Source organism: Spiroplasma endosymbiont of Seladonia tumulorum (assembly GCF_964020235.1).
GTDB lineage: Bacteria > Bacillota_I > Bacilli_A > Mycoplasmatales > Mycoplasmataceae > Spiroplasma.
In genome coordinates this window covers 281,923-302,286 of sequence record NZ_OZ026545.1, presented here as the reverse complement: position 1 = coordinate 302,286, position 20,364 = coordinate 281,923, and the positions used below count along the sequence as shown (strand labels likewise).

At 23.5% G+C, this 20,364-nt stretch carries 28 protein-coding genes and 1 pseudogene; 25 read left to right on the top strand and 4 right to left on the bottom strand.

Annotated features, from left to right (window positions below):
* Positions 1-375 precede the first annotated feature (375 nt).
* Complete coding sequence (locus AACL22_RS01985) at positions 376-2,112, bottom strand: hypothetical protein (RefSeq protein ID WP_338989250.1); 1,737 nt, start codon at positions 2,110-2,112, stop codon at positions 376-378.
* A gap of 66 nt (positions 2,113-2,178) precedes the next feature.
* Between AACL22_RS01985 and AACL22_RS01980 the strand changes: the two are divergent.
* A pseudogene (locus AACL22_RS01980) lies at positions 2,179-3,119 on the top strand (IS30 family transposase).
* Positions 3,120-3,672: 553 nt separating this feature from the next.
* On the opposite strand, the gene AACL22_RS01975 reads toward AACL22_RS01980, so the two are convergent.
* Positions 3,673-4,056 carry a lipoprotein gene (locus AACL22_RS01975; protein WP_338989247.1) on the bottom strand — a complete coding sequence of 128 codons (384 nt, stop codon included), beginning with the start codon at positions 4,054-4,056 and terminating at the stop codon, positions 3,673-3,675.
* A 394-nt stretch (positions 4,057-4,450) separates the two neighbouring features.
* Here AACL22_RS01975 and AACL22_RS01970 point away from each other — a divergent pair, with 394 nt between their 5' ends.
* A complete protein-coding gene (locus AACL22_RS01970) occupies positions 4,451-4,777 on the top strand; it encodes a S1 RNA-binding domain-containing protein (protein ID WP_338989245.1) in 327 nt (108 codons plus the stop codon).
* Positions 4,778-4,815: 38 nt separating this feature from the next.
* On the opposite strand, the gene AACL22_RS01965 is transcribed toward AACL22_RS01970, so the two are convergent.
* Entirely contained in the window at positions 4,816-6,552 is a 1,737-nt protein-coding gene (locus AACL22_RS01965) for a hypothetical protein (protein ID WP_338989242.1), read from the bottom strand.
* 91 nt (positions 6,553-6,643) lie between these two features.
* Here AACL22_RS01965 and AACL22_RS01960 point away from each other — a divergent pair, with 91 nt between their 5' ends.
* The 8 genes from AACL22_RS01960 (at position 6,644) to hpf (ending at position 10,940) form a co-directional block, all read left to right on the top strand.
* Positions 6,644-6,892 (top strand): hypothetical protein, encoded by a 249-nt coding sequence (locus tag AACL22_RS01960; RefSeq protein WP_338989239.1) that lies wholly within the window; start codon positions 6,644-6,646, stop codon positions 6,890-6,892.
* Positions 6,893-6,966: 74 nt separating this feature from the next.
* Positions 6,967-7,197 (top strand): hypothetical protein, encoded by a 231-nt coding sequence (locus AACL22_RS01955; RefSeq protein ID WP_338989236.1) that lies wholly within the window; start codon positions 6,967-6,969, stop codon positions 7,195-7,197.
* 64 nt (positions 7,198-7,261) lie between these two features.
* Entirely contained in the window at positions 7,262-7,693 is a 432-nt protein-coding gene (locus tag AACL22_RS01950; RefSeq protein WP_338989234.1) for a hypothetical protein, read from the top strand.
* On the top strand, positions 7,647-7,970 hold the full coding sequence (locus AACL22_RS01945) for a hypothetical protein (RefSeq protein ID WP_338989232.1): 324 nt from the start codon (positions 7,647-7,649) through the stop codon (positions 7,968-7,970). The genes AACL22_RS01950 and AACL22_RS01945 overlap by 47 nt, the downstream gene beginning before the upstream one ends.
* Positions 7,971-8,746: 776 nt before the next feature.
* Complete coding sequence (locus AACL22_RS01940) at positions 8,747-9,361, top strand: hypothetical protein (RefSeq protein ID WP_338989229.1); 615 nt, start codon at positions 8,747-8,749, stop codon at positions 9,359-9,361.
* The gene (locus tag AACL22_RS01935) at positions 9,313-9,657 is read left to right on the top strand and encodes a hypothetical protein (protein ID WP_338989228.1); all 345 of its coding nucleotides are present in this window, start codon (positions 9,313-9,315) and stop codon (positions 9,655-9,657) included. The genes AACL22_RS01940 and AACL22_RS01935 overlap by 49 nt, the downstream gene beginning before the upstream one ends.
* A gap of 460 nt (positions 9,658-10,117) precedes the next feature.
* A complete protein-coding gene (locus tag AACL22_RS01930) occupies positions 10,118-10,465 on the top strand; it encodes a hypothetical protein (RefSeq protein ID WP_338989227.1) in 348 nt (115 codons plus the stop codon).
* 97 nt (positions 10,466-10,562) lie between these two features.
* On the top strand, positions 10,563-10,940 hold the full coding sequence (gene hpf / locus AACL22_RS01925) for a ribosome hibernation-promoting factor, HPF/YfiA family (RefSeq protein WP_338989225.1): 378 nt from the start codon (positions 10,563-10,565) through the stop codon (positions 10,938-10,940).
* A 54-nt stretch (positions 10,941-10,994) separates the two neighbouring features.
* Here hpf and AACL22_RS01920 read toward each other — a convergent pair whose 3' ends face one another.
* Positions 10,995-11,435, bottom strand: a complete 441-nt coding sequence (locus AACL22_RS01920; protein WP_338989223.1) for a hypothetical protein — start codon at positions 11,433-11,435, stop codon at positions 10,995-10,997.
* A 253-nt stretch (positions 11,436-11,688) separates the two neighbouring features.
* On the opposite strand from AACL22_RS01920, the gene AACL22_RS01915 reads away from it, so the two are divergent.
* From AACL22_RS01915 to AACL22_RS01845, 15 genes are all read left to right on the top strand, one after another.
* The gene (locus AACL22_RS01915) at positions 11,689-12,258 is read left to right on the top strand and encodes a hypothetical protein (RefSeq protein ID WP_338989222.1); all 570 of its coding nucleotides are present in this window, start codon (positions 11,689-11,691) and stop codon (positions 12,256-12,258) included.
* A 2-nt stretch (positions 12,259-12,260) separates the two neighbouring features.
* Positions 12,261-12,560 (top strand): hypothetical protein, encoded by a 300-nt coding sequence (locus AACL22_RS01910; protein WP_338989220.1) that lies wholly within the window; start codon positions 12,261-12,263, stop codon positions 12,558-12,560.
* A 68-nt stretch (positions 12,561-12,628) separates the two neighbouring features.
* On the top strand, positions 12,629-12,796 hold the full coding sequence (locus AACL22_RS01905; protein ID WP_338989218.1) for a hypothetical protein: 168 nt from the start codon (positions 12,629-12,631) through the stop codon (positions 12,794-12,796).
* Positions 12,797-12,846: 50 nt separating this feature from the next.
* Positions 12,847-13,110, top strand: a complete 264-nt coding sequence (locus tag AACL22_RS01900; RefSeq protein WP_338989216.1) for a hypothetical protein — start codon at positions 12,847-12,849, stop codon at positions 13,108-13,110.
* Positions 13,071-14,006, top strand: coding sequence for an IS3 family transposase (locus AACL22_RS01895; RefSeq protein WP_338992957.1), 936 nt, complete (start codon positions 13,071-13,073; stop codon positions 14,004-14,006). Before AACL22_RS01900 ends, AACL22_RS01895 begins: the two co-directional genes overlap by 40 nt.
* A gap of 34 nt (positions 14,007-14,040) precedes the next feature.
* Positions 14,041-14,574, top strand: a complete 534-nt coding sequence (locus AACL22_RS01890) for a UPF0236 family transposase-like protein (protein ID WP_338989214.1) — start codon at positions 14,041-14,043, stop codon at positions 14,572-14,574.
* Between the two features lie 26 nt (positions 14,575-14,600).
* Complete coding sequence (locus AACL22_RS01885; protein WP_338989212.1) at positions 14,601-15,338, top strand: Mbov_0401 family ICE element transposase-like protein; 738 nt, start codon at positions 14,601-14,603, stop codon at positions 15,336-15,338.
* Positions 15,339-15,807: 469 nt separating this feature from the next.
* Positions 15,808-16,281, top strand: a complete 474-nt coding sequence (locus tag AACL22_RS01880) for a hypothetical protein (RefSeq protein WP_338989209.1) — start codon at positions 15,808-15,810, stop codon at positions 16,279-16,281.
* 3 nt (positions 16,282-16,284) lie between these two features.
* A complete protein-coding gene (locus AACL22_RS01875; RefSeq protein ID WP_338989206.1) occupies positions 16,285-16,728 on the top strand; it encodes a hypothetical protein in 444 nt (147 codons plus the stop codon).
* Positions 16,729-16,890: 162 nt separating this feature from the next.
* Positions 16,891-17,373: a hypothetical protein gene (locus AACL22_RS01870; protein WP_338989204.1), complete on the top strand. Its 483-nt coding sequence runs from the start codon at positions 16,891-16,893 to the stop codon at positions 17,371-17,373.
* A complete protein-coding gene (locus AACL22_RS01865; RefSeq protein ID WP_338989203.1) occupies positions 17,354-17,602 on the top strand; it encodes a hypothetical protein in 249 nt (82 codons plus the stop codon). Before AACL22_RS01870 ends, AACL22_RS01865 begins: the two co-directional genes overlap by 20 nt.
* A 16-nt stretch (positions 17,603-17,618) precedes the next feature.
* Complete coding sequence (locus tag AACL22_RS01860; RefSeq protein ID WP_338989201.1) at positions 17,619-18,401, top strand: RNA methyltransferase; 783 nt, start codon at positions 17,619-17,621, stop codon at positions 18,399-18,401.
* The gene (gene yihA, locus AACL22_RS01855) at positions 18,401-19,000 is read left to right on the top strand and encodes a ribosome biogenesis GTP-binding protein YihA/YsxC (protein WP_338989198.1); all 600 of its coding nucleotides are present in this window, start codon (positions 18,401-18,403) and stop codon (positions 18,998-19,000) included. The genes AACL22_RS01860 and yihA overlap by 1 nt, the downstream gene beginning before the upstream one ends.
* An 83-nt stretch (positions 19,001-19,083) precedes the next feature.
* Positions 19,084-19,347: a TIGR04570 family membrane protein gene (locus AACL22_RS01850; RefSeq protein WP_338989195.1), complete on the top strand. Its 264-nt coding sequence runs from the start codon at positions 19,084-19,086 to the stop codon at positions 19,345-19,347.
* The gene (locus AACL22_RS01845; RefSeq protein ID WP_338989193.1) at positions 19,337-20,326 is read left to right on the top strand and encodes a LacI family DNA-binding transcriptional regulator; all 990 of its coding nucleotides are present in this window, start codon (positions 19,337-19,339) and stop codon (positions 20,324-20,326) included. The genes AACL22_RS01850 and AACL22_RS01845 overlap by 11 nt, the downstream gene beginning before the upstream one ends.
* Positions 20,327-20,364: the final 38 nt, after the last annotated feature.

Genomic DNA, 20,364 nt, shown 5'->3' with positions numbered 1-20,364 from the left:
CTTTTAAACATATTTGAGAAAGGAAGTTATTTAAATGATTATTATTGTGATTATATTGTACTAATCTGGGCTCGCGGTGATTTTCATAAGTTTTGCGAAAAATGCCTTAAAGTTTAAAAAAACTTTTGCCGCGCTTTTAAAAATACTTGGGAAAAATTCTAAGCGTTAAGCGAAGAATTTTATAAAGGTTCCCAAATTTGTTTGAAAGAACCTCAAAATCTTTTTTAACTTGTAAGTCATTTTATCACAAAAATTTAAGAAAATCAACCGCTCGCCCAAAACCTAAAAAATCTGCTATTACAGATTTAATAAAAATATAGATAAAAATTAATTGAAATATTCTCTAATTTTATTTCAATAATATTATAATACATTTTATATACCCATTTTAAAGCAATACGGATAAGAACCATAAAACAAAGCATCATATGGATCGTGGTACATTTTACTGTCGAGTGTGTTTGTTTTGGTATCGCTAAATCTTAATTCACTAATACACTTATCTAAAAATGGGAAGTTATATAATATACCATATATTTTGCCTTGAACAAACATTTTTCTTATTCATGTTACACGATTAATTATTCCCGCTTCTTTATTAAGGGATGTCTGATGTTTTTTGGCTTTAAACATCTTAATTTTATAACCTAAATAAGGGTAAATATCTTCTTGTAATTTTTGCATAAAGTCATGAGCATTAATATCATAATGAAATGTAGCATATTCAAAACCATCAAATTTATCAAAACAGTTAATTATTCATTGTCCGTAATGTTCAACTATTTCATTTAAATTCATTGCGTTTTTTGGGGTAACAACATTTTCTTTAATTAAATATTTATCATATTCATTATTTTCATTAATTTTATAACCACTAAATAAAAATACTGTATGGTCTTCACTACCATTAGCATAATCAACACCAATTGAATAACTATCAAATTGATATTGTTTTGTATTTGTATTATAAAAATCTTGTAAATTATACTCTTTAATATATTTACGATAATTTCGTAAAACATAAATACTGGGGTCATTATCGTTATATTCAAAACCGTAATATTCAAGTTCAAATAAATCGGGTCGTTCTTCTTTATTTGCTAAAACAATTTTTTTGGTAATATCAGGTATTTTATTTCAAACAGCCCCCATAGTTAAACGCAAATTAAAAATACCCAAACCATTAAATGCTTGTTTGTTTTCTGAATATACCTGATTGTGTTCTTTTAAAATATTTTTAATTCTTTCATTTAAAGGTAAATATGGCGTTACAAATTTTTCATAAAAGATATGGTATTTATCAAAAGGATTAAAGGTAAATTGATTAGAATATGTTTTATAAAAATATGTTGTAACTGTTATATATTGTTTTGCTATGTTGTCTCATTCTTGAAATGTCCAAGATAATTCTTTTACTGGAATAGGATTATCTAAATTATATTGTTCATTATCATTTTCATCCGTGTATTTTTCGTAAGACACTTTTAAACTTTTAGAACGAAACATTGAAACTCTTAAATTATTATATCTTTTATCTAGTTCTTTATCAGTTAAGATTTCTTTTTCTTCAGCATGTATCATTTCGTCAGTTCATGCTGATATAATACCACTACCTTTACCAACTTTCCCCATAATTTTATTACCATTAGCATAACCAGCAAAAGCAATGCGAACACCACTAGGAAAAACAATTTCGCCACCTTCTTTAACATTTTTAGGTCAAACAATACCATTTTCATTGTCATACCCTATATCAATCCCATATTTATCATATAGATAGTTGCAGACATTAATTGTATCGCCAAATGTAGTATCTTCGTGGGTATTGGCATATCTTCGTAAAATGTTAGATGAAGCATCGGTAAAATTACAAGCAAAAAATAATTTTTCTGCTAGGTGATTTCATGTCTTATTAGTACCACGCCCCGCTGAGACAAACTTAAAAAAACATGGCGAAGTAAAATATCGGGCATAGCTATCACCAACAAAATCTTTAAATACTTCTCAATCAAAACCAAAATTATAGTCACTAAAATTTAAATCATATTTTTTATTTAAATGTTCATAACTAGTAATTCGTTTTTTATTATTAATTTTACTAAATTCTTGCATATTTATTGACCTCTTTATTTTATATATAATACATTATAAGAAAAAATGAAAGGAATTTGTATAAAAATGAGAAAATTTAAACATTTAACATTTGATGAACGAGATTTATTTAAAGATTTATTATTATCTGATACTTGTAAAAAGAAAAATGGCACAATTAATTTATCTGAAATATCACGACAAACGGGTCGTGGAGTTAATACTGTTAAAAGAGAAATTAAGCGATTTAAAAATATACAATATTATAATGCATATCAAGCACAAAAAGATTATAAACAAAAACGTAAAAAATGCATTAAAAAACTACCTAAATTTACAAAAGAGCAGTTAGATTTTATTAAAATAAGATTTAATTCTTGGAATTTGGTGTTAAATTTCCTGTTTGTGTTAAAACATTGTATAAATGAATTCGCTTAGGTGAATTTGGATTAAAAAAAGAAAATTTACCCCATCGTGGTAAAAAATACAAAACAAAAGGAAAAACTGATAATCGTGGTAAATTAACTAACTTTAAATCAATTTGAGATATTGAAAATAAAGTTTCTAATGTTGGATGATTTGAAATGGATACTGTTGTAGGAAAAGACCATCAATCTAGTAATTTAGTTTTAGTAGAACAATCAAGTAAAAATTATTTTGTAATGAAATTAAAAAATAATACTGCTAATGAAGTTTTAGAAAAATTTAAAGATATTGTTAAAAATAATAATTTAATTGGGAAAATTAAAGGAATAATAACTGATAGAGGAAAAGAATTTAGTAAATGAAGAGAAATGAAAATATTTGCTGAAACACAAGTTTATTTTTGTGACCCCGGTAAACCACAACAAAAACCATTAATTGAGCATATGAACGGTGAATTTAGATATTGACTTTCTAAGGGAATTGATTTTAATAATATTAGTCAAAAAATGATAGATTGAGTAGTTAATGTTATAAATGATAAACTCCGACCATGTTTAAATTGATTAAGTGCAAAGACAATGTTTTTACAAAATTTTAAATAAATTTATTAGTTAAAATTTAATAAATTATTTTTAGTGCGCTTAAATATGAATAAAATAAGATAAAATTACAAAAATTTAATTTTTTCTGAAAAAGTTGTTGCAATTTATTAAAAATATTTTATTATTAACTTAACAAGATATAAATTTGCCGTTTATATATACACAGCGCCTAATTATATTTAACAATTAACTAACAACTAAATAAAACAATTATTCAAAATTTTTTAAGAAAAGAAAGGATGGATTTTTCTGAAAAAACATATTTTATTAAGTATAAAAGATACTATCTAACGATTAATCCAATAAATATAAGTATTTTTTACAAAATAAAAAGCACTTTATTCTTTTTCAATAAAGTGCTACATTTGCATTTACAATTTACAATTAGAAATATAAAAAGTCATTTTAATAAATGACTTTTTATTATTCATTAACTTTTACATTACCGGTTTTGTCAATAATTAAATTAGGTACATTAGTATCTTCTAAATTTCAACGATAAACTGCTTTAAAATTTTGTCCCTTATCTTCATTTCAAAAAATTCGTTCTATTTTACCTTCTGATTGATCATCTATTAATAAATCTTGTTCTTTTGTTTCAAAAACCCATAAAAAGAGATCAATATAATATGGTTTTAATGAATCTCAAGCCTCATTTTTTTCCTTTATTTGTATCGTGTTTAAATTTTGATATTTTTCAATAAATAGAATTATTAGGTTTTCATATAGCAAAATATCATTTATTATCCACTTGATTAAATGGTTTTTCTTGTGGTGCTATTCATTCTAAAATACCATCGTTTGTTTTTATATTATTCTTTTCTTTTAAATCTGCTAATTCTTTTTCGCTATATTGTGGTTTATTACAAGCAACTAAATTTGTTGTACTTGTTCCAATTAAAGTGATTGTATTTAAAAGACTTAATATCTTTTTCATTATTATAATTCCTTTCGCTAAATCTTTTTACAATCACAATTATATATACAAGGACTATTTAAGAGTTTGAAAGGAAATTATTTAATTTATTATATGGAAAGGGTCAATCTGGGCTCGCGGTGATTTCCATAAGTTTTGCGAAAAATTACTTAAAGTTTAAAAAATTTTTTGCTGCGCTTTTCAAAATACTTGGGAAAAATTCTAAGTGTTAAGCGAAGAATTTTATAAAGGTTCCCAAATTTGTTTGAAAGAACCTCAAAACTTTTTTTAACTTGTTAGTCATTTTATCACAAAAATTTAAGAAAATCAACCGCTCGCCCAATTCCTGCAAATGATTTTTATAGTCTTAATGATATAATTAAAGCATTTAAAGAAAGGAAGTATATTTAATTTTATGTATAAAAAAGGAAATAAAGTTAATGTTAAAATAACAAACATTATACCTTATGGTGCTTTTTGTAGAGCAGAAAAGGCTGATGGTTTAATTCATATTAGTGATATTTCAGATTACTTTGTTAGAGATATTAAAGATTTTTTTGATGTTGGTGATGAAATTGAAGTTGAGATACTAGATTTTAATTCAGTTAGAAAACATCTTAAATTAAGTTATAAAAATTGTCATCCTGAACTATTGAAAAATGATTATGGTAATAAAATACAAGAAAAATCACCTAGTTTAGAAAAAACATTAAATACTAATTATTTAATAAATAAAAAGTAAATAAAATTTATAAATTTTAGAAGGTTTTTAAAACCTTTTTATATTCCCATTTTAAAACGATATGGATAAGAACCATAAAACAAAGCATCATATGGGTAATGGTACATTTTACTATCGGGTGTGTTTGTTTTGGTATCACTAAATCTTAGTTCACTAATGCACTTATCTAAAAATGGGAAGTTATCTAATATGCCATATATTTTACCTTGAACAAACATTTTTCTTATTCAGGCTACGCGATTGATTATACCTGCTTCTTTATTAAGAGATGTCTGATGTTTTTTTGCTTTAAACATCTTAATTTTATAGCCTAAATAAGGGTAAATATCTTCTTGTAATTTTTGCATAAAGTCGTGTGCATTAATATCATAATGAAATGTAGCATATTCAAAATCATCAAATTTATCAAATGTATTAATTATTCATTGCCCGTAATGTTCAACTATTTCATTTAAATTCATTGCGTTTTTTGGTGTAACAACATTTTCTTCAATTAAATATTTATCATATTCATTATTTTCTTTAATTTTATAACCACTAAATAAAAACACCGTGTGGTCTTCACTACCATTAGCATAATCCACACCAATTGAATAACTATCAAATTGATACTGTTTTGTATTGGAATTATAAAAATCTTGTAAATTATACTCTTTAATATATTTACGATAATTTCGTAAAACATAAATACTGGGGTCATTATCGTTATATTCAAATCCGTAGTATTCAAGTTCAAATAAATCAGGTCGCTCTTGTTTGTTTGTTAAAACAAGTTTTTTAGTAATATCAGGTATTTTATTTCAAACAGCACCCATTGTTAATCGTAAATTAAAAATACCCAAACCATTAAATGCTTGTTTGTTTTCTGAATATACTTGATTGTGTTCTTTTAAAATATTTTTAATTCTTTCATTTAAGGGTAAATATGGGGTTACAAATTTTTCATAAAAGACATGGTATTTATCAAAAGGATTAAAAGTAAATTGATTAGAATATGTTTTATGAAAATATGTTATTACTGTTATGTATTGTTTTGCTATGTTGTCTCATTCTTGAAATGTCCAAGATAATTCTTTTACTGGAATAGGATTATCTAAATTATATTGTTCATTATCATTTTCATCAGTATATTTTTCATAAGATACTTTTAAGCTTTTTGATCTAAACATGGAAATTTGCAAATTATTATAACGTTTATCTAATTCTTTATCAGTTAAAATTTCTTTTTCTTCAGCATGTATCATTTCATCTGTTCACGCTGATATAATACCACTACCTTTACCAACTTTTCCCATAATTTTATTACCATTAGCATAACCCGCAAAAGCAATTCTCACACCACTAGGAAAAACAATTTCGCCACCTTCTTTAACATTTTTAGGTCAAACAATGTCATTTTCATTGTCGGGTCCTATATTAATACCATATTTATCGTATAAATAATTACATACATTAATTATATCGCCAAATGTAGTATCTTCATGGGTATTGGCATATCTTCGTAAAATGTTAGATGAAGCATCAGTAAAATTACCAGCAAAAAATAATTTTTCTGCTATGTGATTTCATGTCTTATTAGTACCACGCCCCGCTGAAACAAACTTAAAAAAAGTTGGTGAAGTAAAATATCGGGCATAACTATCACCAACAAAGTCTTTAAATACTTCTCAATCAAAACCAAAATTATAGTCACTAAAATTCAAATCATATTTTTTATTTAAATATTTATAACTAGTAATCCGTTTTTTGTTATTAATTTTGGTAAAATCCTGCATTTTTAAATAGCCTCCTTTTTTTGATAAGATTATGTGAAGTATTGAGTATCATATTTTAAAATAATTTGTTTATATGAAAGGAAATTATAAAATGGAATTAAAACAAAATTTATTAGAAGATTATAAAAAAGATAAAATAATAGAAACAAACAATGAAACTAAAAATTTCTTGATTGAAAGAGATAATGAGATATTTAAATTATATCAACAAGGACAAATATTACAAGGATATAAAATGATATCAAAATTGCCAAAAACAATTAAAACAGAATATGGAGATATTCCTATTAAAAGAAGATTATATGTTAAATATGATGAAGAAAAAAAAAAAAAAATATAAATCGTTATCCTTTAGATGAAGAATTAGGTTTAAAAAAATACGAAAGAATTGAAATAAATTTAAAAAATAAATATATGTCTTTTATAGGTGATGGAAAAAGATATAAAGATATTTTACATACAACAGAAAATGCAAATATTAGTGAAAGAACAATATCTAATATTTTCAAAAATGCCGATTTAGAAGAAATCGATTACATTAGTAATAAAAATAATAATAAAATTAAAATTCCAAATAATGTTTTATATATTCAAATTGACGGAGCTTTTGAACCAATGCGAGAAAATAAAAAAAATTGAAAATAAAATATTTCTTGCGACTATGCATGTTGGTGTTGATCAAGAAAAGTCAACAAAAACCAGAATAAAAATGAAAAAGAAAAAAGGCGTTTTTCAAATGATGAATAAAAATCATAAGAATAAAAATAATAAATCTAATATTGATAATTTTATTGATAAAATTTTTAAATCAATGGATACTTATGATATTAATCAAAATACTAAAATATTAATATTAAGTGATGGTAAAAAACAAATTAAAAAAATTTATAGAGCAGTAAAAGCAAAATATAAAAATAACACTGTATCATATAGTTTAGATAAATTTCATTTATCAAATAGATTTAAACAATTATTCCCAAATCGAAATAGAATCAAAATTCATAGAATAAAATATAAATTAGCAAAAATATATTTCTTTACTGGAAATTATAAATTATTATTAGATTTTTTAATATGTCATTTACCATATGTTAATGGTAATAAAAAAAATATTTTTATTAGAAACCATTGAATTAATTAAAAGTAATGAAGAAGGTATTGTAAATCAATCATTAGAATATAATATTGGTTGTCATGTTGAGGGTGATGTATCGCATTATATTAAGGCTGTTAAAGGGCGTGGCGCAAAAATATATTGTAAAGAAACATTTATCAATATGTTAATTGCTTCTATGTTAAGACTTAATAATCAAATTAATGATGAGAAAGTTGATAAAACTAATAAAAATAATAAAGAAAAAATTGAATTTAATATATTTAATTTAAATCAATTTCAAAATCAATTTTTATCTTTATAAAAAAAATAAAAACCTTTTAAAATTAGCAATAACTTTAAAAAGTATTTTTTTAGTTAAAAATTATATTTTTAAAAAAAGTTGAATTTTTTATAAATTTTGTTATCATTCAATTATAAGCGAAACTTAATTTATTTCTAATTACTTAATTTTATTAAAAACCTAAGAATAATGAATACTACCTTATTCTTGAACTATTGATTATATTGATGGTAATCTTTCCAATAACGCTTTAGAAAATTTACAACCAGCGCATCCCTGATGCTATAATGATAAATAATCTTGATTTTTAATAACAATAAATAATGCTACTTTATTTTGTTAACTTAATTGTTGCCAATTAAGTTAGATAAAGTGGTTTTTATTTTTAAAAAAATTGCTTTTTATTATTTTTGCTATATAATAAAATTAATACGAACTAGATTGATATACATCTGATGTCACAATCGTTTATATCAATTTGGATTAATTATATTAATTTAATTAAATTAATATGAATTAATTTACGTTTAAAAACATAATTTAAATATAATTGAATAAATTAACAAATAAAATTTAGATGTTTTTTTGTGTTAAATAGTTTCCAAAATATAATAATAAATTTTTATAAATAATTTAAATTTAACAAGACCCAAACTCAAAGTCCTCTGCATAATATGTGCAACATTAAATAAATTTATAAAAATTAGATTTGTTAATAACATAAAATTTATATTTAATTATGTTTTTAATTTTTATTATTTTTTATTAAGAAAATAAAAGAAAGGAAAAATAAAATTATGGAATGACCATGAAGTAATAATGATGCTGAAGCAAAGTTAAAAGAATTAGAAAACAAGACTGATCAAAAAATTAAAGCTTCAGAAGAAAAATGTGTTAATGAAATTAATAATCAATTAAATAATTTTAAAACTGAAACTAATGAGAAAATTGCTAATGCAATTAAGGATTCAACAGCAAAAGTTGATGAGAAAATTAGTGTGGCAATTACTGAATCAGAAGGAAATATTGACCAAAAATTAAGTGATGTAGTAAATAGTACTGATGAGAAGGTTGCGGGCGCACTAAAAGAATCAGAAGCAAAAGTTGATGAGAAGTTAAATGGTTTAGAAGTTAAAACTGATGAGAAAATTAGTGTGGCAATTACTGAATCAAAAGCAAAAGTTGACCAAAAAATTATTGCTTTAGAAGAAAAACATCGCGAAGAAAATAGCAAAAATTTAATTGAGATAACAAATACCATTGATGAAAAAATAAAAAGTTTAGAAGAAAAACAAAATCAAATCATTAATAATTTAGAAGATAAATTAAATAAAAAAAATGAATTATTGGTGAATATAAGTGAATGCCGGTTGGTTCTAAAATGCCTTCAGGTTGAGTTAAAGAAAATATAACTGATGAGCATACATTAATAGCAGGTCGCACAGCCAGAGTAACATCAGGAAGTGTTGGAAAACATGCACATGATTCAGCAAATAATAATTCTGTATGAGCCTTAAGAAATCCTAATCGCGGATTCTCATTTATTAATGATCGAGATGGTGGCCGAATTGGTCGAAAATATATGCCATTTTTACACGACTATAATGATTTAATTATGATTAAACCAAATGCTAGTGACTCAGGAAAAGGAATTTCTAAAACTAATGATAATATGGCAGCTGGTAATTGCTGAACTTTGACAGTATAAAGGTTAAAGACAAATAAAATTTATTAATAACTAATAAAGTTAGTTATTAATGTTATAGCGAAGATTTAAAAATGATATTTTAAAATATCATCTTTAAATCTTTTTTAAGTTTGTAAAACTTATTGAAAGTAATTTATTTTGCTTTTTAGCAATACTTGTTTTATAAGGCATTTAAAAGTATAATTATAATTAGTGGAAATAGTAACGATAATTTAAGGAGTAATTAACATAGATGATAAACTGATTGAAGATAATACTGATTTTTTAGTAAAGTTTACTCTTGAAAATTTAGAACTTTTAAAAAAAATAAAAATTCAGCTTGATCAAGAAATTAGTCATTTATATGAATTAGCAAAACAAAAAAAAGCAATCAATACAGCATTTACAAGAAAAGTCAAAACATAATTATAGTAAAATTAAAAATAGAAATGATTTTAAAAATTTAATTCAACATGCTTTATTGGAAAAATATATTGATGAAATTTTAAATCGATTTATGTTTCGTATTGATACAATGATTTTACAATATAATTTATCTGAAAAATATAATAAAATTATTAATCCAGTTGAAATAAATGCACGAAGTGTATATTTAACAATTAAAGAACAAAAAAATTATTCAACTAAAGAAATGCTAGAATTACAAGAATTGTTAAAAGAAGTTAATGCATCATTAGTTGAATTAGTTAAACAATATAATGAAAAAATTAGTCAAATTAATGCTAGCAAAGTTTTAATTGAAAAAATAACATTAGAAGAAGTAACAAATGAGTATATTGATTTTTTCTTATTAGATGATAAAGGTTAAAAATTTTATTAATTTTACCTTTTTTTCTTTTTTTGTTTTAACATAAAATTATCTTTTGTTTTGTTATAATGATGATATAGAAGTGAGGCGAATATTTATGGAATACAAAATTCGTAGTAAAAATATTATTATTACCGATGCAATGAACCAACATTTAGTTGATACTTTTAATAAATTATTAAAATATCAACAAGTTAATGAAAATGATCTTGTTCATGTTGACATTGAATTTACGAAAGAAAACAATATTGTAATTCATACTGCAATTGATATTAGAGGGCGAAATAATTTTTTAAAAGCAGAAGTTCAAAATAGTGATTTTTATAAGGCAGTTGATCAAAGTTTATATAAAGTTGAAGAACAATTACGAAAAATTAAAGGCAAACAAGAAGACCGTCATAATAAAAATCAATCATTAGGAAAATTTTATAGTGAAGTAATTGCTGCAGAAGAGGAAGAACTTGATCTTGAATAATGTTCATAAATAAAAAATGTTTAACTAAATTTAATTAAACATTTTTTATAATAATTACTTGTTATTACTTGGTGTACTTGCTGTGTTTGTTTTATTAACACGAATTGCTCCAATTCCTTCTAATAATCATATTAAAGCACCAATTAGAGCAATTAATTCACCAACAACAATTACTCATGTTGAAACTTCTTTTGTTGAAGTAATAATTGCACCAATCATTCCAATAATTACAATAGTAATAAAAATAATTCCGGCAACTAATTTAGCAATTTTATGACGAATAAAGGTTGCAACACAGATAAATAAGAAAGCTGTAATCAAAATAATTGCACCATTGTCACCAGTATTGTTGTGAACAAAAAGTTTTGTGTTAACATTAACGTTTGGAAAAGAATTTAAGATTGCTAAGATAAATAATCATAACCCAGAAATTCAAATCATTACTTTTTGGAATGTCACATTAATTTTAATTGTTGCATATTTCATTTTTGCCATTGTTTTTCCTCCTTAACCATAACATTATTTATATTATAACTTAGTTTTAAAAATATTAATGATAAATTAAATAATTCGTAAAATATCGTTTGGTTTAATATTTCGTATAATGTACGATGAAGTAGGACAAAATGTCAACTCTTATTAAAGAGTTGATTTTTTTATTTAAAAATTAACTTTAAAAATTAAATATGTTGGTTCTACAATTATCTAATTTTACAATTACATATTTTTTAGTGGAAGATTCCCCAACATGGCATTTTGAAATAAAAATAACTATGTAATTGATTTAGATAAAAAGAATTATAAAGAATATATATTATTTAAGTGAGATAGATTTATGAGTGGATTTACTCATTTATGATGAGCATTAATTTATAATACATTTTTTGCATTAGGTTGAACCTGAGCATTTAAAAGTGGTCAATTTAATGGTTTTAGTTGAGATAGTATTATGTCATCAAGTAATATTATTGGTTTAGGATTTGGCCATATTACTTTATTAGGTATTCAAGGTATTTTAATGTGAATTGGTCGTAAACCTAAAATAGATAAAAATATTAAATCACAAGGTAATCATTTAATTCGTAAAAGAAAATTAGGTATTATATTTATTATTTTAGGTTTAATGCCTTTAATTATTTGATCTATTGGTAGATTAATTATTATGTTTTTGTGTAAAGCATATTTAAAAGCAAATGGTAGTTATGAAAGAACTGAAAATAAATTTATTAAAGATTTAGAAATTAAAAAAGTAGATAAAGATACAGCAATAGAAACTGTTTCACAGTTTGCAGAAAAAATATTGAAAGGAAAAGATTAATTATGGCAAAGAAACAAATTAAAAGAAATATTGAAAAAATGCGAATAGATAAAAATATTTGTTGAATGATAATTGATGGCAAAGAGTGTTTTAAAAAAGTAAGTAAAAATTGAAATGGTATTGGTGTTCCTGCGTGTGAAGAACATACTAAAATATTCCAAGAATTAATGAAAGAAACTTATGATTATGGCGTTAATAATCAAAAAGAATATTTAGATCAATATGAAAAAGGTTTTAAAAAAGGTATTGAAGAAACTAGAACTGAAATTAAGAAAAAATATCCACAAGTTTACAAAAATTAAAATGATGGTAAGATGGTGACGATAGTTTTTGAAATTTTCTATAAAAAAATAATGGAGGGATTAAAGTTATGTCAAACTTTAAATATGAATATAAAGAAAATATGACACAAGATGAAATTAATGCTTTATTAGAACAAAAAGAAAAACAAGTATTATCTAGTGTCTTACCAAGTGCAGAAACTCGTATTAAATCAGAAACTGAAAAAGAATATTTTAGAGTGCACCCCAAAAAGTAAGTAAAATAAAAAAAGATTTTGCTAAATTTTTATAGGGGGTGCATTTTTATATGGTAAAAAAAGGACAAAAATATAACAAATATACATCAGAATTTAGAACAAAAATCATTGAGGAAATTAAACAAAAAAGTTGTTGAATAGTAGCAAAACAATATAATATAAATGCAAATACAGTAGAATCTTGATGAGCAAATCATAAAAAAGGAAAATTAAACAATCCTAAAGGACCTAAAATTTCTTTTGCCAAAAGAAATTTAGAATATTATAAAACAAGATATGAATTATTAAAAAAGCTCCATGACTTTTACAATTAAGCAAACTAAGAATTGTCTCTTTTATTAAACAAAATTTTTGTGAATATTCAATAAAATTATTACTAGAAGTAACAGGGTTTAAACGTAGTTATTGAGATAAATATAAAAATTATGACAGTAGCAAAAAAGATAAAAAAGCAATAAATGATATTGTAAAAGTCTATGAAGAAAATTTAAAACAATTTGGTTATCGAAGAATTACTAAATATTTAAAGGAAGATTATGGTATAAAATATAATTCAAAAAAAGTTTTAAGAATTATGCGTGATAATCAAATACAACCTGAATATGTAAGAAAAATGAGAAGAAAAATGAAATATAAACAGAATAAAGAAAAAAGCTTATTGCAATATCCTGATTTAGTTAATCGTAAATTCAATGATATAAAAACAAGGTTTTCAGTACTATATACTGATGTAACATATTTAATTTGAAAAGGAGAAAGATATTATCAATCAACAATTATTGATGGATATACTAAAGAAATAGTTGATGTAAAGTGATCTAAATATAATAGCAATAAATTAGTAATGAATAATTTAAATGATGCAATTAATAAAATAAAATTAATAAAAAAAGATCTGAATGGAATAATAATTCACTCAGATCACGGATATCAATATACATCCACTATTTATCACGATAAATGTTTATCTAACGGTATTACAATTTCAATGGGAAAAAATTACCACTGTGCAGATAATATTGTTATAGAAAGTTTTCATTCATTACTTAAGAAAGCTACAATCCATAATAAAATATATAATTCACATGAAGAATATATACAAGATGTTATAAAATGAAATACATGATATTCAAATCGTAAAGAAAAAGATATAATTAAAAAAATAGTAAATACTTTTTTATTAGTACATACTAAAATGGGTGCACTCTAATATTGATAACAACTTTTTTAAGAATTTTAATAATTTGTTATATATACAAAGTATTGAAATTATTCAACAAAATTTAGAAAATTCTGATGAATGAATTTTTAAAAATTATAAAATTGATGAAACTTTAAAAGAATTTAAAGATTATAAAGTAAAAGAAATAAAACCAAGAACATTAACTATTTTAAATGGGAAAATAACTTTTAAAAGAAGAAAATATTATAAAATTAATCCAGAAACAGGTAAAGAAGAATATATTTTTCTTTTGGATAAACTTTTAGGAATTGAAAAATGACAAAGAATAAATAATTCTGTTAAAGAAAAAATATTATCATTTATTGGCAAGAAAAAAACATATCAAGATATTTTAGATACTATGGAACATGTAAAAATTTGTATAAAAACAATTTCAAATATTATGAAAAATGCAAAAACTGATAAAGAATATTATCTTAATAAAACTGATAAAAAAATAAAGATACCTCATACTTTATATATTCAAATTGATGGAACTTATTTAAAAATGTGAAATGAAAAGAAAAAAAGGAAAAGAAAAAATAAAAAAACATAGTATATTTTCAACTGTTCATACTGGTTTTGAAAAGGCAAAATCAACGAAAAAAAAGACCTGTAATTGCAAATAAATTAGGTGTTATAGAACTTGATAATATTCCAGAATATATTAAAAAAAATAGTAAATTAACTAATTTTGTTAATAAATTATTTACATTAATTACCAGTTATTATGATATTAATGACAATATTGAATTTATGGTATTAGGCGATGGCGCACCTTGAATTAAAAATATTGTAAAATTTATTCAAGAATACTTTCCTAAAAATAAAGTACATTACACGATAGATAAATTCCACCTTACAAGTAGATTTAAAAAATTATATCCTTATCAAAGTAAAAACAAAGAAAACAGAGAAACGTACCATAAAGCAATCGATTATTTTTTTAATGCTAAATATGAAGAATTATTAGAATGTTTAGAAAACAGTGCTTCTTTTATAAAAGAATCAAAAATGAAATTCTTAAAAGAGACAATTAAATTAATTAAAAATAATGAAGAAGGTGTCAGAAATCAAACATTATGAAATAATATTGGTTGTCATATTGAGGGTGATATATCACATTACTGTAAAGGTGTTTTGGTTAAAAAAGCAACTTATCATGAAAAAACTCTTAAAAATAAATTAAATACTAGTATGATGAATTTTAAAAATAAAATTAATTTATTTAATACTAATGAACCTTCCAAAGAAAGAATTAATTATTCAGTTAATAATTTTGTAAATAATAATTTACAACCAAACTTATATTTTTATTAATTTTATCTAATAAATTAAATAACTTTAATAAAAATGTATTTTTGTCGTGAAAAAATTTAAAAAAAATATAAAAATATATTGACATTAAAATTAAAAGTAATAAAATTTAAATAAGTAAGTGGTATTTTTATTCCACAATTTCTAAGATATTAATTAAAACCCTTAAATAATACATACAACCAAAAAGGAACATAATCCGTAAATAAACTTTCCTTTTCGATCCTTTGGACAGTCTGTTCCAAAAATTAAAGTCCCAACAGGATTAACATTGAAAATTCATAAAATAACATTTAATCAACAAAAAAGAATATTAAAAAGCGATGATAGCATTCTTTTGGCCATAATAAAGCCTCCTTTCAGATATATATAATTATATAATGTTTATTACAAACTTATTATCTAATTCAAAAATTTTCTTTATTTTAATTTATGATATAATAATTATGCTCAGTTTTTGGAGGAAATAATAATGAATGTAAAAAACTCACATAACAATAATGACCTTACAAATTTAAAAAATAACGAAGAACTTGTTAAAAAACATTATAAATATTGAATCAAATTTAAAGATGAGTTATTTGAGTACTTATTAGAAATAATAAAACCTGGTAAGATTAAGATGTTTTATTGTAATAATTGCCACCAGGGGAAAGATATTGATGATTTAAATATTTATGATCTTTTTTTCGGATTTAGTTTTGATAAGATTAATGTTAAAACAGAAACAATTGGTCATTTTATTGTTGAGTTATGTAACGAATGTAATCAAATGAATGATGTTACTAATTCATATATTAAAGTATTACAAAATAATGTTGCATGTATTTATTGCAAGAAATTACTTTACCAAGATGACGAACACTTATTACTTGATAATAATAATTATTGCTCACGAGAATGTTTACGCAAATATCTGAATAAAACAATTAAAGAAGGAGAGTAAGTTATGAAAACCAAAGTTTTGAATAACAATAAATGATTAGATAAAATAGCTGAATCAGTAGTAAAAATTCAAACACTAACGAATATCCCATATGTTGATTGTCATACATGTAATTATGAAAATCAATCGTCAAATTTACTTTTTGCTAATTCATCATATGAAATATTATCAGTTTTAATTAAAACAACTTATGGGCATGATATTGCGAAAGGAGTTAATTTTTCACGCATTGTGAATGACCATGGTGATAATTTTGAATTATTAGGAAAAGCAATTACTGAATGTTGAGTTCATAAAGAAAAAACTTGTAGTCATCACTTAAATGAATCAAAAGCATTTGTTTGCTATCAATGTGATAAACTTAAACCAAAAATAATGCGCATTGATAACGTTAATGTTTGTTCATTAAAATGTTTAAAAGATTATTTAAATGCTCAAGTAAAATAAATTTTATAATTAAAAAAGGAAATTAATTTCCTTTTTTAATTATTATGAAATTATGATTATAATGGATTGTTTGTTAATTTCAAATTATTACTTTACTTAACAAAATATCCAAGATAAAATTATAATTAGTAGTTAATTTTAACTAAAAAGGAGGTTGAGGGAATGCCATCATATTATACAGAACATATTTTAAAATTAAAACAACCAAAATTAAAGGCACCATTAACTGATGGGGAAATTAATGCTATTGTAACAGCTTTTAAGCATTTAGTTTGTAAAATTAAAAAAGATGCTGTTGTTATTAAGCATCAAAAATTTGGATATGAGCTTTTTCATAGTAAAGCAGACGACAAATATTGAGCATATGCTCTTACATTTACTGAACCTCTAAATCCATTAAAACCAATTTATAAACATCATTGAATTGGTAATGCTTTTATTGGTTATGGGTATGATACATTAGAAGAAACAATTAATCAAACTTTTAAAATGATGGAACAAGGACCAACTGCACAAACAAATTTTCGTGATTATTTAACTAGTTGAGATGAAGAGAAAGACCGCATTTTCTTAAGTTGAGAAGAAGAATGGTCTTTTGAAAAATATCAAAAATTTCAGCGTTGATATGAAAAAAAACAAGGTTAAAATTATGGCAAAACAAATTGGAGTTAAGGATGCCGAAGATTATAATAAAGAAATTAATGATAAAAATAATAGGTCTGGATTAGCGGTTTTATTAGGGAAAATGCAAGATCCACCAAAACGGGCCCCCCTAGCAATGGCTGTTGTAATGCGCGAAACAGCAAAGACAAAAGAAAAATGAGATGACCTAAAAACCAAAAAATACCTTGTTGGTTTTATATATGTCAATTAAGAAAGCATTCCATCTTATGAATTATCGAGAAATTAATTCAACGCAAAATAAACATATTAAATTATTGGCAAAATTAAAAGAAAAAAAATACCGAAAAGAATTTAATTTAGCCTTAATTGAAGGATGAAACATTATTGATGAAGCATTACAACAAAATATTGTTGTTGAAATTTTAACAACAAAAGCAAATCAACCAAAATTAAAGAATTTTAATAATATTTTATTAACAATAGTTCCGGAATTAATTTTAACTAAGTTGAGTCAAAGCAAAAATAGTCAAAATATTATCGGTGTGATTGATTTAACGAAGGTTAAGGAACAAAATAATTTTCAATTTAATCAAAATATTCTTTTATTAGAAAACATTCAAGATCCAGGTAATGTCGGAACATTAATCAGAACTGGCCTTGGTTTTGGTTTTACAAATATTATTTTGTATAATCATACTGTTGATCTTTTTAATGATAAAGTCTTACGTGCTAGTCAAGGTGCGATTTTTAAAGTTGCAATTAAAGAGATTGGTTTAAATGAAATTAAAAACTTCCAATTAAACCAATATAAAATTATTACGACAGGTTTAAATCAAAAAAGTGTTTATTTACAAGATTGTCAGTTTAAGCAAAATGACTGGTATATTTTAGCATTGGGTAATGAGGGGCATGGCCTTTCCACCACATTGCAAGAAATTAGTGATTATAATGTCCAAATTAAAATTAATTCACAACTTGAGTCATTAAATGTTGCTCAGGCAGGAACAATTTTAATGTATGAAATTAATCGTCAGATGGAGGAAAAATAATGTTTAAGTTTAAAAATGCAAGTTATGTTACATCAGCGGTTAATAAAGCAGGTTGAATTAATGATGATTTATTAGAAATTGCTTTTTTAGGGAAAAGTAATGTTGGTAAATCAAGTTTTTTAAATATGTTGACAAATCAGCGCCAATTAGCAAAAGTTTCGCAAATTCCTGGGAAAACCCGTATGTTAAATTTTTTTGCAATTAATAATAATCAATTTCGAATTGTTGATGCACCCGGATATGGGTTTGCAAAAGTTGGCAACCAATATAAGATGGATTTTACAAAAATGATGGAAAAATATTTAACTCAACGCCAAAATTTAAAATTTGTCTGTTTGTTAGTAGATTTACGTCATCCACCAACTCAAGATGATTATGAAATGTATCAATATTTAAAACATTTTAACATTTTGACCGTTTTAATTGGAACAAAACTTGATAAGGTCAAAAAGAATGATATTCAAAAGCATGAAAAGATTATTAAAGCTAAATTAAATTTTGCTGATAGTGATTATTTTATTAAAACATCAAGTCGAAATAAAATTGCCTGTGATGAATGTTGAGCATTATTTGCAAAATTATTAAATTTTAATGAATAGTTAAAATATTTTAAATTAATAAACTTATTAAAACTATTTTTATTAAATTAGCATATAATTATGACACATAAGGAGTGGTTAACATGAATAGTTTTTCATTGACAAAAGAAAAAGGCCTTTGACAAAAAATTTTTAAGAAAATCCCATGGTTTTATCATCTAATTTTTCTTATGACTGGAATTATAACTGGACTGTTATTTCAATTTTTATATATTAAACGATGAGATTTTCCTTATTTCTTTATTTTTATTATTGCAATAATAATGCTTTATTGTGTACTATTTTTATTATTTAGTCCCATTATTAAGCAAAATTGGTTTTTTAAAAAAGGTTTTAATGAAAAATAAAAAAATTTCAATTAAAACAATTGCTGCTGAATGTGACGTTGGTGTTGGGACAGTATCACGTTATTTTAATAGCGGTTATGTTAGTCAAGAAAAGCGTCTTTTAATTCAAAAAGTTGTGGAAAAATATAATTTTCAACCTGATTTTGCTGCGCACTCAATTAAAAAGAAAATGTTAGAAGTATATATTTTAATTCCTGATTTAACAAGCAGTAATACATTTATTGTTAAATCAATTTTAAAACAGATTAATGATGATTTTGCTAAAGTAGTTCCTTTTGTTGTTGAAACAACTTATGATGAGGAGCGGTATTTATTACATTTACAAGAAATTGTTCGCCGTAAACCAGCTGCTTTAATTTTATTTACGATTAGTAATGATCAAAATATTCGACCCTTTTTACAAACGATTAATGTTCCAATTATTGTGTATGGTCGTCAATGAGGGGATACCGTTTTTATTAATAATGATAATGAAATGATGTATGCTTTGCTTCAAGAAATGGCGTTGAATCATGAATTTGACAAGCAAAAAGAAATTCTTTATATTGGTGAGAATCCAGTGACAAATTTACCAACTGGATTTGCGCGATATGATACTGTTGTTGATTGATTTAAACGTCGTAATTTTCAATTTCAATCGTACTTTTTTTCTGAGAATCAAGAACGAATAATTTGAGAATTAGTCAAAGCAATTGATTTAAATAATAAAATTATTATTGCAGGAACACATACCTGTTATAAAGTTGTTATTTCCTTTTTAATGAAAAATAATATTACTAATAGTTTACTAACAGATATTTGTAATAGTAATGACTTTTTTCTACCAATTTTACCAAAACATTATTATATTGCCATTAACTATGGTGAATTAGCAACAAAAATAATTCTCAAGTTAAAGCAAATTTTATATGGAAATAATATGACAAAAAATAAAACAATTGAATGTTTAAGTTATGAAATTAAAACTTTTTTAAAATAAGTTTATTTTTTAAAAAATGTGTATTATAATCAAGATAT